The organism is uncultured Flavobacterium sp. (assembly GCF_963925185.1).
Lineage (GTDB): Bacteria > Bacteroidota > Bacteroidia > Flavobacteriales > Flavobacteriaceae > Flavobacterium.
Genome location: NZ_CAWURC010000027.1, coordinates 80416 through 100658, shown reverse-complemented (window position 1 = coordinate 100658; position 20243 = coordinate 80416). Strand labels below are relative to the sequence as shown.

The 20243-nt window shown below is 35.0% G+C and carries 18 protein-coding genes; 9 read left to right on the top strand and 9 right to left on the bottom strand.

Annotated elements, in window-relative coordinates; genetic code table 11:
- Positions 1–83: 83 nt before the first annotated feature.
- Positions 84–938: a formyltetrahydrofolate deformylase gene (gene purU, locus AABM59_RS06495; protein WP_338408166.1), complete on the bottom strand. Its 855-nt coding sequence runs from the start codon at positions 936–938 to the stop codon at positions 84–86.
- A gap of 269 nt (positions 939–1207) precedes the next feature.
- Between purU and AABM59_RS06490 the strand changes: the two genes are divergently transcribed.
- Together AABM59_RS06490 and AABM59_RS06485 are read left to right on the top strand one after the other, a co-directional pair.
- Positions 1208–4636 carry a methylmalonyl-CoA mutase family protein gene (locus AABM59_RS06490; protein WP_338408165.1) on the top strand — a complete coding sequence of 1143 codons (3429 nt, stop codon included), beginning with the start codon at positions 1208–1210 and terminating at the stop codon, positions 4634–4636.
- 112 nt (positions 4637–4748) lie between these two features.
- Positions 4749–5318 (top strand): hypothetical protein, encoded by a 570-nt coding sequence (locus AABM59_RS06485; RefSeq protein ID WP_338408164.1) that lies wholly within the window; start codon positions 4749–4751, stop codon positions 5316–5318.
- A 9-nt stretch (positions 5319–5327) separates the two neighbouring features.
- On the opposite strand, the gene AABM59_RS06480 is transcribed toward AABM59_RS06485, so the two are convergent.
- Entirely contained in the window at positions 5328–5891 is a 564-nt protein-coding gene (locus AABM59_RS06480) for a DUF1543 domain-containing protein (protein WP_338408163.1), read from the bottom strand.
- Between the two features lie 85 nt (positions 5892–5976).
- Here AABM59_RS06480 and AABM59_RS06475 point away from each other — a divergent pair, with 85 nt between their 5' ends.
- Complete coding sequence (locus AABM59_RS06475; RefSeq protein ID WP_338408162.1) at positions 5977–6477, top strand: hypothetical protein; 501 nt, start codon at positions 5977–5979, stop codon at positions 6475–6477.
- A gap of 52 nt (positions 6478–6529) precedes the next feature.
- Here the strand turns inward: AABM59_RS06475 and AABM59_RS06470 are convergent, their stop codons facing one another.
- On the bottom strand, positions 6530–7501 hold the full coding sequence (locus AABM59_RS06470; RefSeq protein WP_338408161.1) for a TerC family protein: 972 nt from the start codon (positions 7499–7501) through the stop codon (positions 6530–6532).
- 139 nt (positions 7502–7640) lie between these two features.
- Positions 7641–8654, bottom strand: coding sequence for a glutamine synthetase beta-grasp domain-containing protein (locus AABM59_RS06465; RefSeq protein WP_338408160.1), 1014 nt, complete (start codon positions 8652–8654; stop codon positions 7641–7643).
- A gap of 187 nt (positions 8655–8841) precedes the next feature.
- Here AABM59_RS06465 and AABM59_RS06460 point away from each other — a divergent pair, with 187 nt between their 5' ends.
- The 4 genes from AABM59_RS06460 (at position 8842) to AABM59_RS06445 (ending at position 13252) form a co-directional block, all read left to right on the top strand.
- Positions 8842–11031, top strand: coding sequence for a glutamine synthetase III (locus AABM59_RS06460; protein ID WP_338408159.1), 2190 nt, complete (start codon positions 8842–8844; stop codon positions 11029–11031).
- Positions 11032–11199: 168 nt separating this feature from the next.
- A complete protein-coding gene (locus tag AABM59_RS06455) occupies positions 11200–12378 on the top strand; it encodes an AIR synthase related protein (protein ID WP_338408158.1) in 1179 nt (392 codons plus the stop codon).
- A gap of 83 nt (positions 12379–12461) precedes the next feature.
- A complete protein-coding gene (locus AABM59_RS06450; protein WP_338408157.1) occupies positions 12462–12818 on the top strand; it encodes a hypothetical protein in 357 nt (118 codons plus the stop codon).
- 86 nt (positions 12819–12904) lie between these two features.
- Positions 12905–13252, top strand: coding sequence for a DUF1508 domain-containing protein (locus AABM59_RS06445; protein WP_338408156.1), 348 nt, complete (start codon positions 12905–12907; stop codon positions 13250–13252).
- 294 nt (positions 13253–13546) lie between these two features.
- Here the strand turns inward: AABM59_RS06445 and AABM59_RS06440 are convergent, their stop codons facing one another.
- Both AABM59_RS06440 and AABM59_RS06435 read right to left on the bottom strand, forming a co-directional pair.
- Entirely contained in the window at positions 13547–14338 is a 792-nt protein-coding gene (locus AABM59_RS06440) for an alpha/beta hydrolase (protein ID WP_338408155.1), read from the bottom strand.
- Between the two features lie 328 nt (positions 14339–14666).
- Positions 14667–15779 (bottom strand): two-component regulator propeller domain-containing protein, encoded by a 1113-nt coding sequence (locus AABM59_RS06435; RefSeq protein ID WP_338408154.1) that lies wholly within the window; start codon positions 15777–15779, stop codon positions 14667–14669.
- Positions 15780–16150: 371 nt separating this feature from the next.
- Between AABM59_RS06435 and AABM59_RS06430 the strand changes: the two genes are divergently transcribed.
- Both AABM59_RS06430 and AABM59_RS06425 read left to right on the top strand, forming a co-directional pair.
- Positions 16151–16300: a hypothetical protein gene (locus AABM59_RS06430; RefSeq protein ID WP_338408153.1), complete on the top strand. Its 150-nt coding sequence runs from the start codon at positions 16151–16153 to the stop codon at positions 16298–16300.
- Between the two features lie 262 nt (positions 16301–16562).
- Complete coding sequence (locus AABM59_RS06425; protein WP_338408152.1) at positions 16563–17003, top strand: hypothetical protein; 441 nt, start codon at positions 16563–16565, stop codon at positions 17001–17003.
- 55 nt (positions 17004–17058) lie between these two features.
- Here AABM59_RS06425 and AABM59_RS06420 read toward each other — a convergent pair whose 3' ends face one another.
- The 3 genes from AABM59_RS06420 to gldI all read right to left on the bottom strand — a co-directional run bounded on the left by AABM59_RS06420 (position 17059) and on the right by gldI (position 20237).
- Positions 17059–18285 (bottom strand): peptidylprolyl isomerase, encoded by a 1227-nt coding sequence (locus tag AABM59_RS06420; RefSeq protein WP_338408151.1) that lies wholly within the window; start codon positions 18283–18285, stop codon positions 17059–17061.
- Positions 18286–18469: 184 nt separating this feature from the next.
- Complete coding sequence (locus AABM59_RS06415; RefSeq protein ID WP_338408150.1) at positions 18470–19582, bottom strand: peptidylprolyl isomerase; 1113 nt, start codon at positions 19580–19582, stop codon at positions 18470–18472.
- A gap of 13 nt (positions 19583–19595) precedes the next feature.
- Positions 19596–20237 carry a gliding motility-associated peptidyl-prolyl isomerase GldI gene (gene gldI / locus AABM59_RS06410; protein WP_338408149.1) on the bottom strand — a complete coding sequence of 214 codons (642 nt, stop codon included), beginning with the start codon at positions 20235–20237 and terminating at the stop codon, positions 19596–19598.
- Positions 20238–20243: the final 6 nt, after the last annotated feature.

Genomic DNA, 20243 nt, shown 5'->3' with positions numbered 1-20243 from the left:
TGGATAGAGCAACCGCCTCCTAAGCGGTAGGTCGCCGGTCCGACTCCGGCCGAGGACACTAAATTTAATTAAAAATTACAGTCTTAATTAAAAATTACAGTGCGCTTTCCAACGATAAAAATGCGATCTTCGGCGTAAAGTTTTACAGCTTTAGCTAGAACTCGTCTTTCAATATCTCTACCAAGTGCAATCAATTCTTCAGGTGTGGATGCATGTGTTACATGAGCTACATCCTGTTCAATTATTGGACCTTCATCCAAATCGGAGGTCACAAAGTGCGCTGTTGCGCCAATAATCTTTACGCCACGCTCATGGGCCTGGTGATAGGGCTTTGCACCTTTAAATCCTGGCAAAAATGAATGATGAATATTGATGATTTTGTTCTCGTAAAGTGAAATCAATTTAGGAGTTATGATTTGCATATAACGCGCCAAAACGATAAAAGTTATTTCATATTTCTGGAGTAATTCAATTTGTCGTTTCTCACCTTCTTCTTTATTGTCCCTTGTAAATGGAACATAGAAAAATGGAATACCAAAACGTTCCGCAATAGGCTTCAAATCCTCGTGATTGCTAATAATTAAAGGAATTTCCACATTCAATTCTCCAGCACTGTAGCGCCCCAAAATATCAAATAGACAGTGGTCATATTTCGATACAAATAATGCCATTTTTGGTTTTTGCTCTTTGGCATAAATCTCCCAAGACATATTAAAACTAGTTGCTATAGCTATTTGAAAGACATTTTTTATAGCAACCAAATTGCTGTTTTTATTAGTAAGTTCACATTCTAACCGCATAAAAAAAACATTTTGTTCTCTATCTACATGCTGATCAATATAAATAATATTACCTTCAATCTTAAGTATAAAATCAGTTACGGCGGCAATAATTCCCTTTTGATCTGCACAGTGAATAAGGATGGTAATTTGTTGCATACTATTTTTTTTGGACCTCTTTACTTCGTCTGTTCGCTTTGCTCGTGTCCTGCTGTACACTGTATCTACGCTAAAAAGCGTGTGATGCCGCTTCCATCAGGGCGATAATTTCCGAACTTACGGAAACGTTTGTCACTATTTTTTCTCAAAATTAATCTTATTTTTCAATAAAAAAGGAGGCGTATGAAATTTTTAGATTTACGCCAGTTTTTTTAAATTATTTTTTAAATATTCCGTAAATTGCACTCATAAATTATCATATTCATAAAATGGAAGTAGTAAAAACTTATGTTCCTATTAATAAAGTTCGAATTGTAACCGCCGCCTCCCTTTTTGACGGTCACGATGCCGCTATAAATATCATGCGAAGAATTATACAATCCACAGGTGTTGAAGTAATTCATCTTGGTCACGATAGAAGCGTCGAAGAGGTTGTAAATACAGCCATTCAAGAAGATGCCAATGCCATTGCACTTACCTCCTATCAAGGAGGACACAATGAATATTTTAAATATATGTATGATTTGCTCAAACAAAAAGGAGCAGAGCATATCAAAATTTTTGGTGGAGGTGGAGGTGTAATTTTGCCTTCTGAAATTGCCGAATTACAAGATTACGGAATCACGCGAATCTATTCTCCTGATGATGGACGAAAAATGGGTTTGCAAGGAATGATTAATGATTTGGTTCAAAAATCGGATTATGCAATCGGAAATATATTAGATGACGAGATCAATCATTTGGAAGAAAAAAATCCAAAAGCTATTGCGAGAATAATTTCATCAGCAGAGAATTTTCCGGAAATAGCCAAGCCAATATTAGAGAAAATCCAACAAAAAAATAAAACGTCTAACACTCCCGTTCTTGGAATTACAGGAACAGGTGGTTCTGGAAAATCATCTTTGGTTGACGAATTGGTTCGCCGCTTCTTAATCGATTTTCCTAAAAAAACCATCGGGTTAATATCTGTAGATCCATCAAAAAGAAAAACTGGGGGCGCATTATTAGGCGATAGAATCCGAATGAATGCCATCAATAATCCACGAGTTTATATGCGTTCATTGGCAACACGCCAATCCAATTTGGCACTTTCAAAATATGTTTCCGATGCTATTCAAGTATTAAAAGCAGCAAATTACGACATCATTATTTTAGAAACTTCTGGTATTGGTCAATCGGACACCGAAATTATGGATCATTCCGATGTTTCTTTATATGTAATGACACCTGAATTTGGAGCTGCAACTCAATTAGAAAAAATTGACATGCTTGATTTTGCAGATTTAGTAGCACTCAATAAATTTGATAAACGTGGTGCACTTGATGCCGTTCGTGATGTAAAAAAACAATACCAACGCAATCATAATCTTTGGGATTTAAATCCTGACGATATGCCTGTGTTTGGGACCATTGCTTCTCAATTCAATGATCCAGGAATGAATACGCTCTACAAAGCGATAATGGATAAAATCGTTGAAAAAACGGACAGTGATTTGAAATCAACGTTTAAAATAACTCGTGAAATGAGCGAGAAAATATTTGTTATTCCGCCTCATAGAACCCGTTATTTGTCTGAAATTGCAGAAAATAATCGTAAATATGACGCCATTTCATTGACACAACAAAAAGTAGCACAAAAATTATATGGTATTTTCAAAACCATTGAAAGTGTTTCTGGAAATGAGCCAATTCTGAATAAATCAGGTATTAAAATTTTGAATGCTGCTAATGAAAAACCAGAAGACAAAGTTTTTATTTCTCTTTTATTAAATCAATTTGAGGAAGTAAAAATGGATTTAGATCCTTATAATTGGGAAATAATCTTGACTTGGAATGAAAAAGCAGCTAAATATAAAAATCCATTTTATATTTTTAAGGTAAGAGGTAAAGAAATCAAAATTGCCACCCATTCCGAAAGTTTATCGCATACAAAAATTCCTAAAATTGCAATGCCAAAGTATGAAGCTTGGGGCGATATTTTACGTTGGAACTTACAAGAAAATGTACCTGGAGAATTTCCATTTACCGCTGGTTTATACCCATTTAAAAGAGAAGGTGAAGATCCATCCCGAATGTTTGCAGGCGAAGGTGGTCCAGAACGAACCAATAAAAGGTTTCATTATGTGAGCGCAGAATTACCAGCAAAACGACTTTCTACTGCTTTTGATAGCGTAACATTATATGGAAACGACCCACATATCCGACCAGATATTTACGGAAAAATCGGAAATGCTGGTGTTTCTATTTGCTGTTTAGATGATGCCAAAAAATTGTATTCTGGTTTTGATTTAGTGCACGCCCTAACATCGGTGAGTATGACCATAAACGGGCCTGCGCCAATGTTGCTGGGCTTTTTCATGAATACTGCCATCGACCAACAATGTGAATATTACATCAAAGAAAACGGATTAGAAAAGGAAGTTGAGACTAAAATTGCTGCAATTTACAAACAAAAAGGAACAGTAAAACCAAAATATCAAGGCGAATTACCTGAAGGAAATAATGGCTTGGGATTACTACTTTTAGGAGTAACCGGCGATTTAGTTTTACCATTATCGGTTTATAATGAAATAAAAATAAGAACCCTTTCGCAAGTTCGTGGAACTGTTCAAGCTGATATTTTAAAAGAAGATCAAGCACAAAACACCTGTATTTTTTCTACAGAATTTGCCCTTCGTTTGATGGGAGATGTGCAGGAATATTTTATAAAAAATAACATAAGAAACTTTTATTCGGTTTCCATTTCGGGTTATCACATTGCAGAAGCAGGGGCAAACCCCATTTCACAATTGGCATTTACACTTTCTAATGGTTTCACTTATGTGGAATATTATCTAAGTCGTGGAATGGATATTAACGATTTTGGACCTAATTTATCTTTCTTTTTCTCTAATGGAATTGATCCTGAATATGCGGTTATCGGTCGTGTGGCACGTAAAATTTGGGCGAAAGCTATGAAAAATAAATACGGTGCCAATGAAAGAGCGCAAATGTTGAAATACCACATTCAAACATCTGGACGTTCTTTGCACGCTCAAGAAATAGATTTCAATGATATTCGTACTACGTTGCAAGCTTTATATGCAATTTACGACAACTGTAACTCATTGCATACCAATGCTTACGATGAAGCAATTACAACGCCAACGGAAGAATCGGTTCGTCGTGCAATGGCAATTCAATTGATTATAAATAAAGAATTGGGGTTGACTAAAAACGAAAATCCCATTCAAGGTGCTTTTATTATAGAGGAATTAACCGATTTAGTGGAAGCTGCAGTTTTGCTTGAATTTGATCGAATCACCGAGCGTGGGGGAGTTCTAGGTGCCATGGAAACGATGTACCAAAGAAGTAAAATTCAAGAAGAAAGCTTGTATTATGAAACCTTAAAACATACGGGTGAATTCCCTATTATTGGGGTAAATACGTTTTTGAGCTCCAAGGGTTCACCAACAATAATTCCTGCCGAAGTTATTCGTGCTACAGAACAAGAAAAACAATATCAAATTACGATGTTGAGTCATCTTCATAAATCTAATTATGATCTTGTAAAAGAACATTTGGATACTTTACAAGAAGCAGCTATAAAAAACGAAAACTTGTTTGAACATTTAATGGAAGCTACAAAAGTATGTTCCTTAGGGCAAATCACAACTGCTCTTTTTGAAGTTGGCGGTCAGTATAGACGGAATATGTAAGCAGAGAAATGCTTTTGCAACGCAAAGCGTGTGAATCGCTTATTCCGCTTTTTAGCAGGATTTAATAGTATAATTCACTATCTTTAGTGTAGTCAAACTTCTATTTTTTAAAATGAAATTAAAATTATCCATAATTATTGTTTTTTTATCAATAACAACTTTTGGGCAACTTACAGGTAAAGTTAAGGGTTTGAATATTAGTAATCCAGCAGCTATTACCGACACAGCTATAAAAGTAGTTTATAATTATAAAAAAGTTTCAAAAAATCATCCAGCTGTTTTTTTTAATGGAAAATTAGTAAGCTACACCTTGTTATCAACATTAAATTCAGAAAGTATTGCTTCAATAAATGTTATTAAAAAAGATACAATTATTGATTCTGTAAAATATTATGGGCAACTTATAATTCAAGGTAAAACAACAGATAACCATAATTATATAAGTCTAAATGAATTTAAGTTAAAATATATAAGTCCAAGTGAAAATGTTACAGTTTTTCAAATTGATGGAAATATTATAGACGAAGAATATGATAGCTACTGGATTGATGAAATGTATATTCTTAAAGTTATAGTGTCTTCGATTGATAATTCAAAACAAAAAATTAAGCTTGACCTCGTCAATTTATTGACTAAGTCAGTAAAGAACATTGAAAATAGTAACCAGATTATACTTCGGTAAATTGCTACTTCATCCTATTTTTTCCAATTTCAAGTACCCAATACGCAATTCATCTTCAAAAGCATTATTAGTTTCAGAAATTTTCAAAGCGAATTTTTCTTTTAATTTAGGTGCAAGAACATCTGCAACGTTAAAAATATCATCCACGTCTATACCGTATTTGTCATCAATATGTGAAGTGGCTCCTTTAAATCCATAATGTTTATAGAAACTTGTAGCTTTTGCTTTTTTTGTGGCTTCCGCCAATGAAGTTCCAGTTGCCAAAATTTTGTAGTGGTACTCTTCAAATTCATTTTCTTTGTAACCACCAAGATTTATAAAAAAAAGTTGAGAAGCATTTGCAACAGCATCAACTTTGGAAATAATTTCTATTTTATGATTATCAACTACTGTAACCTCTCGCCAAGCATCAATATGGATTTTACCTTTTGCTTCAGGCCAAAAAGCTTTCATTTGTGGAACCAATTCTGATAAAGAATTTCCAATTCCAAAAAATATATCGTGTTGTTCTGTAAGTCTGCCTTCTGGTGTGCAGCCCAGCATGACCATATAAAGTTTTACTTTGTTTTTCATTTTTCAAAGCTACAAATTTTTCTTAAAATAACTTTGGCACAGTTCGTGAATAGAGTCTAAAGTATAAATCATTAAATTTAAAATCATGAAAAAAATAATTACCATTTTAGCCGTTGTAGGGATATTTAGTTTCCAAAGTTGTACCGTAACCGAGGATAGACCTATTGTTGATAATGATACGATAAGTGAAGTGTTTGAAGTTACTACTTCATTTAATTCGACTAATAATTACGCCAAATTAGTGTCTTTTAATCCTTCAATATATACCTCTGATGTAGTTTTGGTTTATCGATTATCGGGAGTAATTCAAGGTCAGGATTTATGGAAATTATTGCCGGAAACTCATTATTTTAGTAATGGAACGCTTGATTTTGGATATGATTTTGATTTTACCAAAAACGATGTGAATATTTATATGATTGGAAATGACTTGCAAACTGTTTCAACTGATTTTAGGGTAAACCAAGTTTTAAGAATTGTTATTGTTCCGGCAAGTTTTGCAAATTCATTTGACACTAACAATTATGCAGCGGTAATTTCGGCATTAAACATTAATGAGAGCCAAATTCAGAAGATTAATTTCTAAAAAAAAACATTCATAAGGTTAAAATTAAAGGAAATCGAAAGGTTTCCTTTTTTTATTTGTTTTTTTCTAGGACCTCATCCCAATACTCTTCTTTGTTCAATTTTAAAGATACTATAACTCCAATAAGTAATGAAAGTGCAATGAAAGCCAGCGAAATCCATTCGGGTATTTCATAATAATCATGAAGTAACATTTTAACACCTACGAAACTCAATATGGCGATTAAACTATATTGCAGATGGCTAAATCTCTCCAGCATATTAGCTAAAAAGAAATACATGGAACGCAATCCCAGGATGGCAAAAATATTGGAACTAAAAACTAAAAAAGGATCCGAAGTAATGGCCAAAATAGCAGGTACACTGTCCATCGCAAAAACGACATCCATCACTTCAATGACAATTAAAGCTACAAGCAAAGGTGTTGCCGCGGTGATATGTCTTCTTTTTACGAAGAAATGTTCTCCATCAATGTGACTGGTAACGGGAATTATTTTTCGTAATGCTTTGTATACAAAAGATTTTTTGGGTTCAAATTTTTCATCTTCTTTTGTAAACAACATTTTTACTGCTGTAAAAATCAAGAAAGCCCCAAAAACATACGTTGTCCAACTAAATTTATGGATGAGTAGTACTCCAAAATAAATCATTAAACCTCTGAAGACAATAGCTCCCATAATTCCCCAAAACAGAACGCGATGTTGGTATTTTTGAGGGATTCGAAAAGCCGAAAAAATAATGGCGATTACAAATATATTATCGACACTCAACGACAATTCGATCAAATATCCAATAATGTATTTTATAGATGCTGCAGCGGGCTTTAATCCATCAGGGTTTGAAATATAATTATTGCCATACAGCCAATAAATTACTCCCGAAAACAGAAAGGACATTGTCACCCAAATGGTAGTCCATTTTCCTGCTTCCTTGGTACTAATGATGTGTGGTGTTTTGTTAAAAATACCCAAGTCAAGTGCAAGAAATAATAGTATAGCTGCTAAAAAGAAAATCCAGACAATCATGTTTATTTAAGAATTTCAAATTATGTAATAAAAAGTAATGAGTTGCAAAGATACTTCGTTGGTCTTGATATAAAAGTTTAAAGCATAAAAAAAGTGCCTTCATTTCTGAAAACACTTTTTTGTCTTTAATGGCAAAGGTTTATAATACTGATTTTACAGTTTTGATAATTCTTGCCGCAATTTTATACGGGTCACCGTTAGAAGCTGGTCTTCTGTCTTCTAAATATCCTTTCCAACCATGTTGAACTGTATATAAAGGGATTCTGATTGAAGCACCTCTGTCAGAAATTCCATAAGAGAAATCGTGAATAGAAGCAGTTTCATGTTTACCAGTTAATCGTTGCTCGTTATAAGCACCGTAAACAGCAATATGTTCTTCAACAACTGGACGGAAAGCTTCACAAATTTTGTCGTAAGTTGCTTTATCTCCACATGTTCTTAAAACTTCATTCGAGAAGTTAGCGTGCATACCTGAACCATTCCAGTCAGTATCTCCTAAAGGTTTTGGGTGGTATTCGATATAGTAACCATATTTTTCAGTCAAGCGATCTAATAAATATCTAGCAACCCAGATTTCGTCACCTGCTTTTTTAGCTCCTTTGGCAAACAATTGAAATTCCCATTGTCCGCAAGCAACTTCTTGATTAATTCCTTCAAAATTAAGTCCAGCTGCAATACATAAATCGGCATGCTCTTCTACTAATTTTCTTCCATGTGTGTTTTTACCACCTACTGAACAGTAATACATACCTTGTGGAGCTGGATAACCACCTACAGGAAATCCTAAAGGTAATTGAGTTTTCGTGTCCATAATGAAATATTCTTGTTCGAAACCAAACCAGAAATCACCATCATCATCAATAGTAGATCTCCCATTTGAAGGGTGTGCCTTTCCATCGGCAAACATAACCTCTGTCATTACTAAGTATCCGTTTATACGCGTTGGATCAGGATAAATTGCTACGGGAACTAATAAACAATCAGACGAACCACCTTCTGCCTGTTTTGTTGAAGATCCATCAAAAGACCAATTTCCAATTTCGGACAAGGTTCCTTTGAAATCGTCATGCTCTTCTACTTTAGTCTTACTTCTAAGGTTTTGAGTTGGTTCGTATCCATCTAACCAAATGTACTCTAATTTTATTTTAGCCATAATAATTTAAATTTATTTAATATTGCAAATGTAATTTAAATGTTAGTATGTATAAAATAATGGGGGTTAAAATACATTCTTATATGTTGTTTTTGCGAATACCCCATTTTTACATGGGTAAAATTTTAAATACTATATATTTTGTATGCTAAAAATAATAATTATCTTTGATGAAAATTTATTTATTATGTCAACATTACGTTTTCAAGCTTTAAAAGAAGCTTCAACTAGAAAGCCTGTTCATTTTGAAGAAACAGACAGAAAATCAACTATTTTTGGTTCAAATGTGTTCAATGAAAAAGCAATGAAGCAATATTTAACTTCAGATGCTTTAAAAGGAGTACAAGGTGCAGTTCAACATGGAACTAAAATCGATAGAAAATTAGCCGATTATATCGCAATGGGTATGAAAGAGTGGGCTTTGTCTAAAGGAGTAACTCATTATACACACTGGTTTCAGCCACTCACGGGGAGCACTGCCGAAAAGCACGATGCTTTCTTTGAAACTTCGTATGATGGAAGCGATCCAGTAGAAAAATTTGGTGGAGGACAATTAGTGCAACAAGAACCAGACGCTTCTAGTTTTCCAAATGGAGGAATTAGAAATACTTTCGAAGCAAGAGGTTATACGGCTTGGGATCCTACATCGCCAGCCTTTATTTATGGAACGACTTTATGCATCCCGACGGTTTTTATTTCGTATACCGGAGAAGCTTTGGATAATAAAATTCCACTTTTAAGAGCTTTATCTGCCATGGATGATGCAGCTACAGAAGTGTGTAAATATTTCGATAAAAATGTAAAAAAAGTTACTGCAACCCTCGGTTGGGAACAAGAATATTTCTTGGTCGACAGTGCATTAGCAAACTCTCGTCCTGATCTTGTGATGACGGGCAGAACTTTGCTAGGTCATACTTCGGCAAAAGGACAGCAGCTAGATGATCATTATTTTGGTTCGATTCCAAGTCGTGCCCTAACTTATATGAGGGATTTAGAACAAGAATGTATGTTGCTCGGAATTCCCGTGAAAACGCGCCATAACGAAGTGGCACCCAATCAATTTGAGTTGGCACCAATTTTCGAAGAAACAAACTTAGCGGTTGACCATAACTGCTTGTTGATGGATGTGATGCAAAAAGTGGGAGAACGCCACGATTTAAAAGTGTTGTTACACGAAAAACCATTTAAAGGCGTAAACGGTTCCGGGAAACACAACAACTGGTCATTGGCGACTGACACAGGTGTAAACTTGTTGAGTCCTAGCAAAACGCCAATGAGTAATTTACAGTTTCTGACTTTCTTCATCAATACTATTAAAGCCGTAAATGATTATGAATCTTTATTGAGAGGGGCGATAGCAACTGCCGGTAACGACCATAGATTGGGAGCCAATGAAGCACCACCAGCAATTATTTCGGTATTTATTGGAGAACAATTGACGAAGGTTTTGGCTGAATTAGAAGGGGTTACAAAAGGTAAATTATCCCCCGAAGAAAAAACCGATTTAAAATTAAACGTGGTAGGTAAAATTCCAGATGTCCTTTTGGATAATACCGACAGAAATAGAACTTCACCATTTGCCTTCACGGGAAATAAATTTGAGTTCAGGGCCGTAGGTTCTTCTGCGAATTGTTCGAATGCCATGACAACTTTGAACACCATCGTTGCTAAACAATTGAAAGATTTTAAAATTGAGGTTGATGCTTTAATTGACACGAAAGATTTGAAAAAAGACGAAGCCATTTTCAATGTTTTGAGAGAGTACATCAAACTTTCCAAAAAAATCCTTTTCGAAGGCGACGGTTACAGTGAAGCTTGGGAAATTGAAGCCGCCAAAAGAGGGTTGAGCAATTTCAAAACAACTCCCGAAGCTTTGAAAGCTAGAGCTTCAAGACTAGCGTTGAATTTATTTTCAGAAATGGGAATTATGAACCACATAGAAGTGGAAGCACGTTATGAAATTGAATTAGAAGAATACACCAAAAAAATTCAGATAGAAGGTAGGGTTCTAGGCGATCTTTCTCAAAATCACGTTATTCCAACAGCGATTCGGTACCAAAACACTTTGATTGAAAACGTGAAAGGCTTGAAAGAAATTTTCGGAGAAGAATATAAAGTTCTTGCCAAAGAACAAATTCTCTTAATCCGAGAAATTTCTGGACATATCGAAGGAATTAATTCTAAAGTAGAGGCGATGACTAACGAAAGAAAGAAAGCAAACCATTTAACAGACGCTCAAGCTATGGCCGAAGCGTATTGCAACAACGTGAAACCGTATTTTGAAGAAATCAGGAATCACTGTGACAAATTAGAGTTATTAGTTGATGACGAAACTTGGACATTAGCTAAATACAGAGAATTGTTGCTTACCAAATAATTTTTAAGCAGGAGTTTATTGAAAATGCCTATCCGGTTTTGGATAGGCATTTTTAGTCTGATAATTTTTCAAAACACTTATCAAAACGGAATAGGCATACCCGAAAAAAATATTTATATTTGCGGCATCCTCCTTTGATGGACAACCAACAACACTACACAAAATAAAATGAGTTCAGATTCCAGCAAACGGTATGCACTTCGCGGTGTTTCGGCATCCAAAGAAGATGTGCATAACGCCATAAAAAACATAGACAAAGGATTGTTCCCCCAAGCTTTTTGCAAAATTATCCCTGATTACTTAACCAATGATGCCGATTATTGCCTCATTATGCACGCTGATGGTGCAGGAACAAAATCGTCTTTGGCGTATATGTATTGGAAAGAAACGGGTGACATTTCGGTTTGGAAAGGCATTGCGCAAGACGCTTTAATCATGAATATCGACGATTTATTGTGTGTGGGTGCTACCGATAATATTCTACTTTCCTCCACTATTGGAAGAAACAAAAACTTAATAACTGCCGACGTGATTTCGGCCATCATCAACGGAACCGAAGAATTGATCAAAGAATTAGATTCCTTTGGCGTAACTATTCATTCCACCGGTGGCGAAACTGCCGATGTGGGCGATATTGTTCGCACCATCATCGTAGATTCGACTGTTACAGCCCGAATGAAGCGTTCTAAAGTAATTGACAATGCCAATATTAAAGCGGGCGACGTAATTGTTGGATTGGCTTCTTTTGGTCAAGCCAGCTACGAAAAAAGCTATAATGGCGGAATGGGAAGCAACGGATTGACATCTGCGCGACACGATGTTTTTGGGAAGTATTTGGCAACCAAATACCCAGAAAGTTTCGATGCTGCTGTTCCATCAGCTTTGATTTATTCGGGTCAGGTAAAATTGACCGATGCTGTCGACAATTCACCAATCGATGCCGGACAATTAGTGCTTTCGCCAACGCGAACGTATGCGCCTATTATCAAGAAAATTTTAGACCAATATTCGTCTAGCGAAATCCACGGAATGGTGCATTGTAGCGGTGGAGCGCAAACTAAAATCTTGCATTTTATACAAAACCTGCATATAATAAAAGACAATTTATTTCCAGTTCCACCTTTGTTTCAATTAATTCAAGAGCAATCAAAAACGGATTGGAAGGAAATGTACCAAGTTTTTAATTGCGGTCACCGCATGGAAATTTATGTTCCCGAAGCCATTGCTCAGGAAATTATTGCTATTTCAAAATCATTCGATGTCGATGCACAAATTGTGGGTAGAGTGGAAGCAGCCGATGTTAAAAAATTGACTATTAGCAGCGAATACGGAACTTTCGAATATTAAAAATGGTTTAATTGTTTAAAAGTTTAATCGTTGATTGGTTATTTTTTTTAAACCTTAAACCCTTAAACCTTAAATTTTTATCCATGTACGAACTACTTTTTTGGCAATATCAAGACGGAATTTATTTAAATCATCATTTGGTATATGAAGCTTTGGCTGAACAACAAGAGGTCGAAGGTCTCGAAACGCTTCCGGTTCCAGTCATCCTGAATCGTATTTCTTCCGTTTTTTCGAACTGGGAAAAAGTAGATGAAAATAGTTGGAAAAACCCAAAAGGAAAAGGCGCTTTTCATGTAAAAACCACTGCACAAAGTATCAAAATTGATTGCTACGGAACCGAAGGAAAAACGATGAATTTGCTCGCAGATACTTTAGAAGAATTCAAATGTCCGTTGTATGACCCGCAAATTCCCGAACGTTACGACGAAATGAACGAATAGGGTTTTTATATCAGAGACTAAAAATACACCAAAACAATATTATTCTTGCCATAAGTAGGCTATTTTAATTGCACATTCACTATTTTATGGGAGCATTTGTTATCAGTAAACGATTTGAAGATCGCTACAAATTTGTATTCACGTCCAGAAAAGGAAAAACTATTTTTACAAGCACGACTTTTGAACTAAAGATGGATTGCGCAACCGTCATCGAAGAGATGAAATCTACCATAGACAATTATACTTACGTAAAATCAAGGGCTGCTAACGGGAAATATTTTTTTAAAATGATGATTGATGACACTCTTGTGGCTACAAGCCGAAAATACACCACGTCCTTGTTGCTTCAAAAAGGTATCGACGAAATCATTCGTACCGCTACGAAATCAGACGTTTTGGATTTTTCCGAAAATGAATTTGTTTTCCCAGATTAGACTCTGTAAAAATCATACTTAAAAAAAAGCACACAAAAACGGGAATATTAATTAATATTTTTACCCATATTTTTGTATAAAAAAGTAGTGGCTCAAAAGCATTATACTTTCAAGCCTTGTCATTGGCGTCTTACTCCAATCCATTCCGTTGTCTACTACCATTGGTGTGTTTGTTATACCTGGAGATAAAACACATACATCTACTCTCTTTGGTTTTAATTCACCATAAAGAGAAGCGAAAAATTTAGTACGTTTGCCTTTGATCCTGCATAATTTGAAAAATATACATTATACTTATTTCTGAATAAAACTTAAAACGGGGGTCAAACTTTCTTTTGGGCTTTCCTCCATAGGTACATGCCCGGAATTTTTTATAATTACTAAGGTGTCATTCGGTAAATCACGATGGAAATGATAAGCGCTTGCAATTGTAATTAGTGAATCTTTTTCTCCCCATAACAACAATGTTGGTTGTTGTATTTGGTTTATTTGGTCCAGGTAGTTTGAGCCATATTCCACCTTCATTCTATCTACCAATGCCTGCCGATTTCCTGAACGCAATGCTAAATCAAAGTATCGGTCAACAAGCTCTTCGGTTATTTTAGCATCTTCTGCATACACATTTTTAACGCTGGCTTTCGCTACGAATCGGGGGGTAATAAATGTTAGTATTTTATTCAATACGGGAATTTTAGCAATAGTAAAGGCAATGGGTTCACTTGTAGATTCTTTAGGATAACCTGCTGCGTCAATCAAAATTAATTTAGCAACTATTTCCGGTCTTTTGAGTGTAAGCCTCCATGCAATTTGTCCTCCTAAAGAATTTCCGCCAAGTATGCAACGATTAATTCCTTGCGAAGCTAAAAAATCTTCTATAAAACTTACATAATGATCTATGGAATAATTTTTGTCTGGGAATGGACCTGTTAATCCGAACGCAGGCAAATCCATACGGACTATCCGTCTATTTTTTTTTAAAATAACTGTCCATTCATCAAATGTGTGCAAGCTCGATCCTGTGCCGTGGAGCAACACAATAGGCAAGGAATCAAGTGTATTCCCTTCGTCACGGAAATGAACATTCATACCGTCTATTTTAACAAATTCGGAAGGAGCTTGTGCGTACTTTGATTTTAAACCAGCTACAGATTTGTCACTATATCCAAACAAAAGGCATACAAGTAGCACTAATCCTAGGAAACTGTATAATGAGATTCTTATTATTTTTTTCATCGAATTAATATTAAAAATTATTTTTCATATTCAAGACATTTCTGTTTTTTCTACGTTCGGCGAAGGCGGGGATTTTCAGCACTAAACTTCATTAGATGCACAAAGCTTGAATTTAGCACTTCACTTTCATAGAAGCACGAAACCCCTGCTTTTGCAAAACGGCTGTTAGCAACAGTTATTTTTAGTTCGTCCAAGTTTCTTTGTCTTTAGCATTCATAATTATTTTTCCATCATAAATACTTAATCCTTGCCAGCTTCCAAACCAAACTTGTCCTTTGTTATCTTCGAAAAGACTTTGTGTAACATTGGAGGTCAAGCCATCTTCAGTTGTGAATTGTTTGAAATTATTGCCATCATATCGGTAAACACCGTAACCTTCAGCCGTAAACCAAATATTCCCTAGGCTGTCTTCATAAAAATTATAAGTTTCTACACCTGCAATAATTCCATCCTTTGTGAAGTTGGTGTATGTTTTACCATCAAATTTGCTCACACCGCCATTAAAAGTTCCAATCCAAATATTTCCTTGTTTGTCTTCTAAAATATCTGCAACGTTATTATCGGTAAGTTCACTTTTTGCTGTTAAATGAATAAATTCTCCATTTTTATATTTAAAAATCCCATTCCCATCAGTAGCAAACCACATATTTCCATTCTTGTCTTCTATGATTTTAAAAACCAATTTGTCAGATAGCATTGGTTTTGCATTTTCGACTTTTGAAGCTGGCAAAGAAAAAGGTATAAACGTCTCACCATTAAATTGACTAACTCCTCCTGTCGCCCCAATCCAAATAAGTCCGTTATTGTCAATTGTTAAACCCCAAATTTCCGCATTCACACCTGGCAGTCCTTCTTTGAATGAAAATGTTTTAAATTTTACACCATCGTATTTTATGAGTCCTTCGGATGTTCCAAACCAAATATTACCTACTTTATCTTCTACAATCTCTAAAACCCTAAAATGTGGACTGATTCCAGCAATGGTGATTCTTTCAAGTATTTGTCCATTATAGCGTATAATTCCATCTCCATTTGTTCCAAACCAATAGTTCCTTTTTTTGTCTTGATACATTGTCCTTACAAACGCTCTTACCATACCATTTAAGTTGGTGTGAATTTGCGGAAAGGTCGTGCTTTGATTTAAAATGAGTGGTTGGGTGTTGACTTCATTTTCTATTGTATCATTAACAGATTTTTCTTTCACTTGTCCCGTGCAAGATGAGAATTGAAGTGTCAGAAGAACCAAAATTAGATTTCTTGCTATGAATACTTTCTTACTTTCAATGGTTGTCATATTGTTGGTTTTATAATTGTTGCTGACGGTCGGCGTTGGGCGTTTGGCCGCTTGGCGAGGTTGCGAACTTCGTAACCTTATATTTTCTGCTAAGGATAAAATTTATTGCGAAATGTAAACGTGAATTTACTACAAAAGTCGGAATCTTGCCAAACAGCTGTTATCCTCATTTTGTTACTGCCAGTTCCATTTTGCACTTAAAGTATTGTATTCATTGACTTTATAAAATTGTACTATATCTAAAATAAATATTTAATATAATTGGCACGATTTAAAGACAACTATTAAAACATCCAACAGAAAAACTTTTCAATGCTATTTTTTGTCGCAAATTTTTACTATTTTTGCGACAAATACTAAACAATATAACCATGCAAAGCACTGATGATAAAGTAATTGCTAAAATAAAAAAAGCCAAGAGGGGTTCGCTATTCTTCACGGAGGATTTTTTGGCTTTTGGCACTTCTAAAACAATAGCTGCTGTTATGGGCTGGTTAATTATCAATTTCAATATAATTTAGATATGCTTTATTATCATATAGGGTTCGTGTTACTTGTAATCTTTTATTTACAATTAATTCAAATGAGGTATTTTTTGGTAAAAAAAGTGGGAGATTTATATTTGCTACTCCATTGGAAGAATAAACAAGTAATCCAACTAGATTCTTTGAAATGTCACAATAATCAGTATTTTAATGTACTAAAGTAGCAAATTGTTTTTAAATTAAAAACTTTACCCACTTTGCGAAAAACTTTGCGAACTTTGCGGGAAACAAAACACTTATGAAAATAAACTTAAAAAACGGGATCGAAAAACTCCTTTTTGGAATGAAACAGAACGATGTTGCCGCTATTTATGGTAAACCAGACCGGAATTACAAGGACGAAGACGACAACATTATTTTTGCCTACAATGCTCTAAAAATGCGTTTGACGTTCTATCAGGAAGAAGAGTTTAAACTGGGTTACATCGTAGCTTCGAGTCCAGATTTAGAATTATTTGGTCATAAGGTCATTGGCAAAAAAATCAATGATGTCAAAAACGAATTGGTTACAAAAGGAATTACTAAGTTTACTCGGGAAGATTTTGATACTTTCGAAAACTATTTCAACGAGGACAATTGGTTCATCCTTCAAACGGAATATGATGAGGTTGTTAAATTCGAAATTGGCGCGATCATAAATGCTAAGGATGAATTTGACTGGAAATTTGGAAATAAATAGTATAAAAAAAGGGATTTACTTTGTTTGTAAATCCCTTTTTTTAGCTTGGTATGTTTTATTTTTCCTGCGTGGTTGTAGGTGGTATTTCAATCATCTCTAGTTCGAAAACCAAGTTTGTGTTTGGCGGAATCACTCCACCGGCACCACTTTCGCCATAAGCTAGATTAGAAGGGATGAAAATTACGGCTTTGTCTCCAAACGATAATAAGCTTAATCCTTCAAGAAAACCTGGAATCATTCCGTCTTTTTTTCCAGCTTGAAAAGGAAAAGCACGGTATCCGTTTTGGGCAGCTCTATTAGCATCGTGTTTCCCGTAAGTTTTACAAACGCCTTCATAACTGCTATCAAATAAGTTTCCATCTTCAAAATAACCGGCATAGTTAAAATTGAAAGTTGTGCCGTCAGCAGGTTTTATACCTGTTCCTTTTTCAGTGATTTTGTAGGCTAATCCAGATGGAGTTATAGTGGCTTCCGATTTTGCAGTGGCTAAATAAGCGGCCTTTTCAGCGATAACACTGGCATATTTTTCTTGATATACTCTTTTTGCTTCCGCGGCAATTTCATCTTGTTTTTTCTGGTTTTCTTCAGCAATTAATTTTTGTTTTATGGCGTCATCTGCTTTGTTTACAAAGTAATCTGAGAATACTTTTGGAGCATCAAAGGCTTTAGCCAAAGTCCCTTTTCGGGTAATGGTAACTTTTAATATGAGATCATCTTGTGCAATTAAGTTTACGATATCCATTCCTTGAGTTACGTGACCAAAAACGGTGTGTTTGTCGTTTAACCAAGCGGTTTCTTTATGGGTGATAAAAAATTGACTTCCATTCGTAGCAGGGCCAGAATTTGCCATTGCCAAAATTCCGGCTTTGTCACATTTTAAATCTGTAAATTCATCTTTAAAAGCATAACCTGGTCCGCCAGAACCGTTTCCTGATGGATCACCACCCTGTATCATGAAATCAGCAATTACTCTATGAAATTTGAGTCCATCGTAGAATGGTTTTCCTTTTAATTTTTCATTAGTTACATAAGTGTTTTTTCCTTCTGCTAATGCGATAAAGTTAGCAACAGTTATTGGCGTTTTCTGATATTCTAATTGAACAACGATAGTCCCTTTGTTAGTTAAAATAGTTGCAAAAATTCCTTCGACAACAGCTGGAGCTTTAGAAGTAGCTTTTGATGTCGTTACAGGTTTCTTTGTTGTTGCAACTGGTTTTTTGATTGTTTGAGCCTGAATGTTCAACATTCCCAAGAATAATAATAATAGGATTTTAGATTTCATTTTGAGTAATTTTAAGGTATGACTTTTTTTAATCTCTTTATGTTTAATTCCTCGAAGTTTTGCTTCGATTTTTTTGCCACAGATTCACAGATTAAAAAAGATTCTTTAAAATCTGTGAATCTGTGGCTGTTATTTTGTTAATGCCTCTTGGGCTCTGACCCGAGGTAGTTTACTGTTTAATAAATTATTGAGGCATTTTTTCCAATAATTCAATTTCAAAAATAATGTCGGCATTAGGCGGAATTACATTTCCAGCACCCGCTTCGCCGTAGCCAAGATTCGAAGGGATGAAGATAATGGCTTTGTCGCCAAAACATAATTTCTCGATTCCCTCGATAAAACCAGGAATCAATCCCACTTTTTGACCTCCTTTAAAAGAAATGGGTTGGTATCCTTTTTGTGCCGCCCTGTTAGGGTCGAATTTTCCAAAAGTCTTTGAAACTTCTTCAATACTTGAATCAAATAGGGTTCCGTTTTCTAGAAAACCGGCATAATGAATATAGATGTTAGCTCTGTTAGCGGGTTTTTTACCACCACTTTTTTTGGTTATCACGTACTGTAATCCAGTTGGGGTTTTTATTGCTTTTGATTTTAAAGAAGTTAAATAGTCCGCATTTTGATTGCATATATCTTTGTATTTTAAATTTAAAAGGGCTTCTTCCTCCAGTTTTTTCTTTTGATTATCCGATTCTACAATAAAATAATCATGAAATACTTTTACAGCATTAAACCTTTTTGCAGCCTTTCCGTTCCTGATAATAGTTACTTTAAGCATAGAATCGCCTTGCTCAATAATGTTGACTACTTCCATCCCTTTTTCAACGACATTGCCAAAAATGGTGTGTTTGCCTTCGAGCCATTGTGTTTGAACGTGAGTTATAAAAAACTGGCTGCTATTGGTTCCAGGACCGTTATTGGCCATAGCCAAAACGCCACCTTTGTCAAATTTTAAATTTGTAAACTCATCCTTAAATTTACAACCGGTATCACCTGAACCTGTTCCTAGTGGGTCGCCAGTTTGTATCATGAAATCTTTGATTACTCTGTGAAATTTCAATCCATCGTAAAAAGGTTTGTTTTTAAGGTTTTTATTGGTGATAAATTCATTTTTTCCTTCGGCCAAAGTGACAAAGTTTGCCACAGTAATAGGTGCTTTTTCATAATCCAATTGTACGATTATGTTTCCTTTGTTAGTTTCAATTTGAGCATATAATCCGTCAGGTAGATTGTTTTTTTCCTCTTTACAAGAATATAGTGAGGCGAAAAGGAGGAATGCAAATAAGATGCTTTTTTTCATTTCTAATTTTTTTTTATTGTTTTGTAGAATCGATTGATTTGATTTCTAGATTTGATTGTTGTTTTTGGGATGTTCCAGTTTTGAGTTGTATTTCTTTTTTAAATGCTTCTTCGGATATGAAATTATGAAGTCTAACTGTACAGATTAAGGGTTGATTGGTTCCTATTTTTTTTTCATCTCCATGATAGCCATAGGCAATATGCGACGGAAAAAGGAAAATTACTTTCTCATTTTTATGCATCAGTTTTATACCTTCTCGCAACCCTGTCATGATGTTTTGTTTCTCGACTAAATAGGTTTGTGGCCTTAATTCGAATTCGGAATAGATTACATTTCCTTTAATGTCTTTTATTTCATAGTCAAAAAAGGCAACGTCTCCTTTTTTTGGAGTCAGGCTGTCTAATGTATTTTGAATTATATAAGTGTACCAATATCCTTTTGTCGATGCAATATATTTTACTTTAGGATTGCTTTTTATAACCGAATCGATTTGCCCTTCCTCCCCAGCAATTAATTTCTTGTTTCTTTCGGCAGATTTTTTCATAAAATTCCCCGAGGTCTGTGAAATGGGTCTTCTGGCTTCTTGATGTTGTTTGCAACTTGAAATCAAAAAAAGGAAAGAAAGTACGACTATCAATAATTTATTATTTTTCATACTATT

Bases quoted from the DNA above. Each gene is read 5' to 3' on its own strand.
- AABM59_RS06460 (WP_338408159.1), top strand. From the start codon at position 8,842: ATGTCAACATTACGTTTTCAAGCTTTAAAAGAAGCTTCAACTAGAAAG.
- AABM59_RS06420 (WP_338408151.1), bottom strand. From the start codon at position 18,285: ATGAAATCTAAAATCCTATTATTATTATTCTTGGGAATGTTGAACATT.
- AABM59_RS06490 (WP_338408165.1), top strand. From the start codon at position 1,208: ATGGAAGTAGTAAAAACTTATGTTCCTATTAATAAAGTTCGAATTGTA.
- purU (WP_338408166.1), bottom strand. From the start codon at position 938: ATGCAACAAATTACCATCCTTATTCACTGTGCAGATCAAAAGGGAATT.
- AABM59_RS06455 (WP_338408158.1), top strand. From the start codon at position 11,200: ATGAGTTCAGATTCCAGCAAACGGTATGCACTTCGCGGTGTTTCGGCA.
- AABM59_RS06470 (WP_338408161.1), bottom strand. From the start codon at position 7,501: ATGATTGTCTGGATTTTCTTTTTAGCAGCTATACTATTATTTCTTGCA.
- AABM59_RS06440 (WP_338408155.1), bottom strand. From the start codon at position 14,338: ATGAATGTTCATTTCCGTGACGAAGGGAATACACTTGATTCCTTGCCT.
- gldI (WP_338408149.1), bottom strand. From the start codon at position 20,237: ATGAAAAATAATAAATTATTGATAGTCGTACTTTCTTTCCTTTTTTTG.
- AABM59_RS06465 (WP_338408160.1), bottom strand. From the start codon at position 8,654: ATGGCTAAAATAAAATTAGAGTACATTTGGTTAGATGGATACGAACCA.
- AABM59_RS06435 (WP_338408154.1), bottom strand. From the start codon at position 15,779: ATGACAACCATTGAAAGTAAGAAAGTATTCATAGCAAGAAATCTAATT.
- AABM59_RS06450 (WP_338408157.1), top strand. From the start codon at position 12,462: ATGTACGAACTACTTTTTTGGCAATATCAAGACGGAATTTATTTAAAT.
- AABM59_RS06425 (WP_338408152.1), top strand. From the start codon at position 16,563: ATGAAAATAAACTTAAAAAACGGGATCGAAAAACTCCTTTTTGGAATG.
- AABM59_RS06480 (WP_338408163.1), bottom strand. From the start codon at position 5,891: ATGAAAAACAAAGTAAAACTTTATATGGTCATGCTGGGCTGCACACCA.
- AABM59_RS06415 (WP_338408150.1), bottom strand. From the start codon at position 19,582: ATGAAAAAAAGCATCTTATTTGCATTCCTCCTTTTCGCCTCACTATAT.
- AABM59_RS06445 (WP_338408156.1), top strand. From the start codon at position 12,905: ATGGGAGCATTTGTTATCAGTAAACGATTTGAAGATCGCTACAAATTT.
- AABM59_RS06475 (WP_338408162.1), top strand. From the start codon at position 5,977: ATGAAAAAAATAATTACCATTTTAGCCGTTGTAGGGATATTTAGTTTC.
- AABM59_RS06430 (WP_338408153.1), top strand. From the start codon at position 16,151: ATGCAAAGCACTGATGATAAAGTAATTGCTAAAATAAAAAAAGCCAAG.
- AABM59_RS06485 (WP_338408164.1), top strand. From the start codon at position 4,749: ATGAAATTAAAATTATCCATAATTATTGTTTTTTTATCAATAACAACT.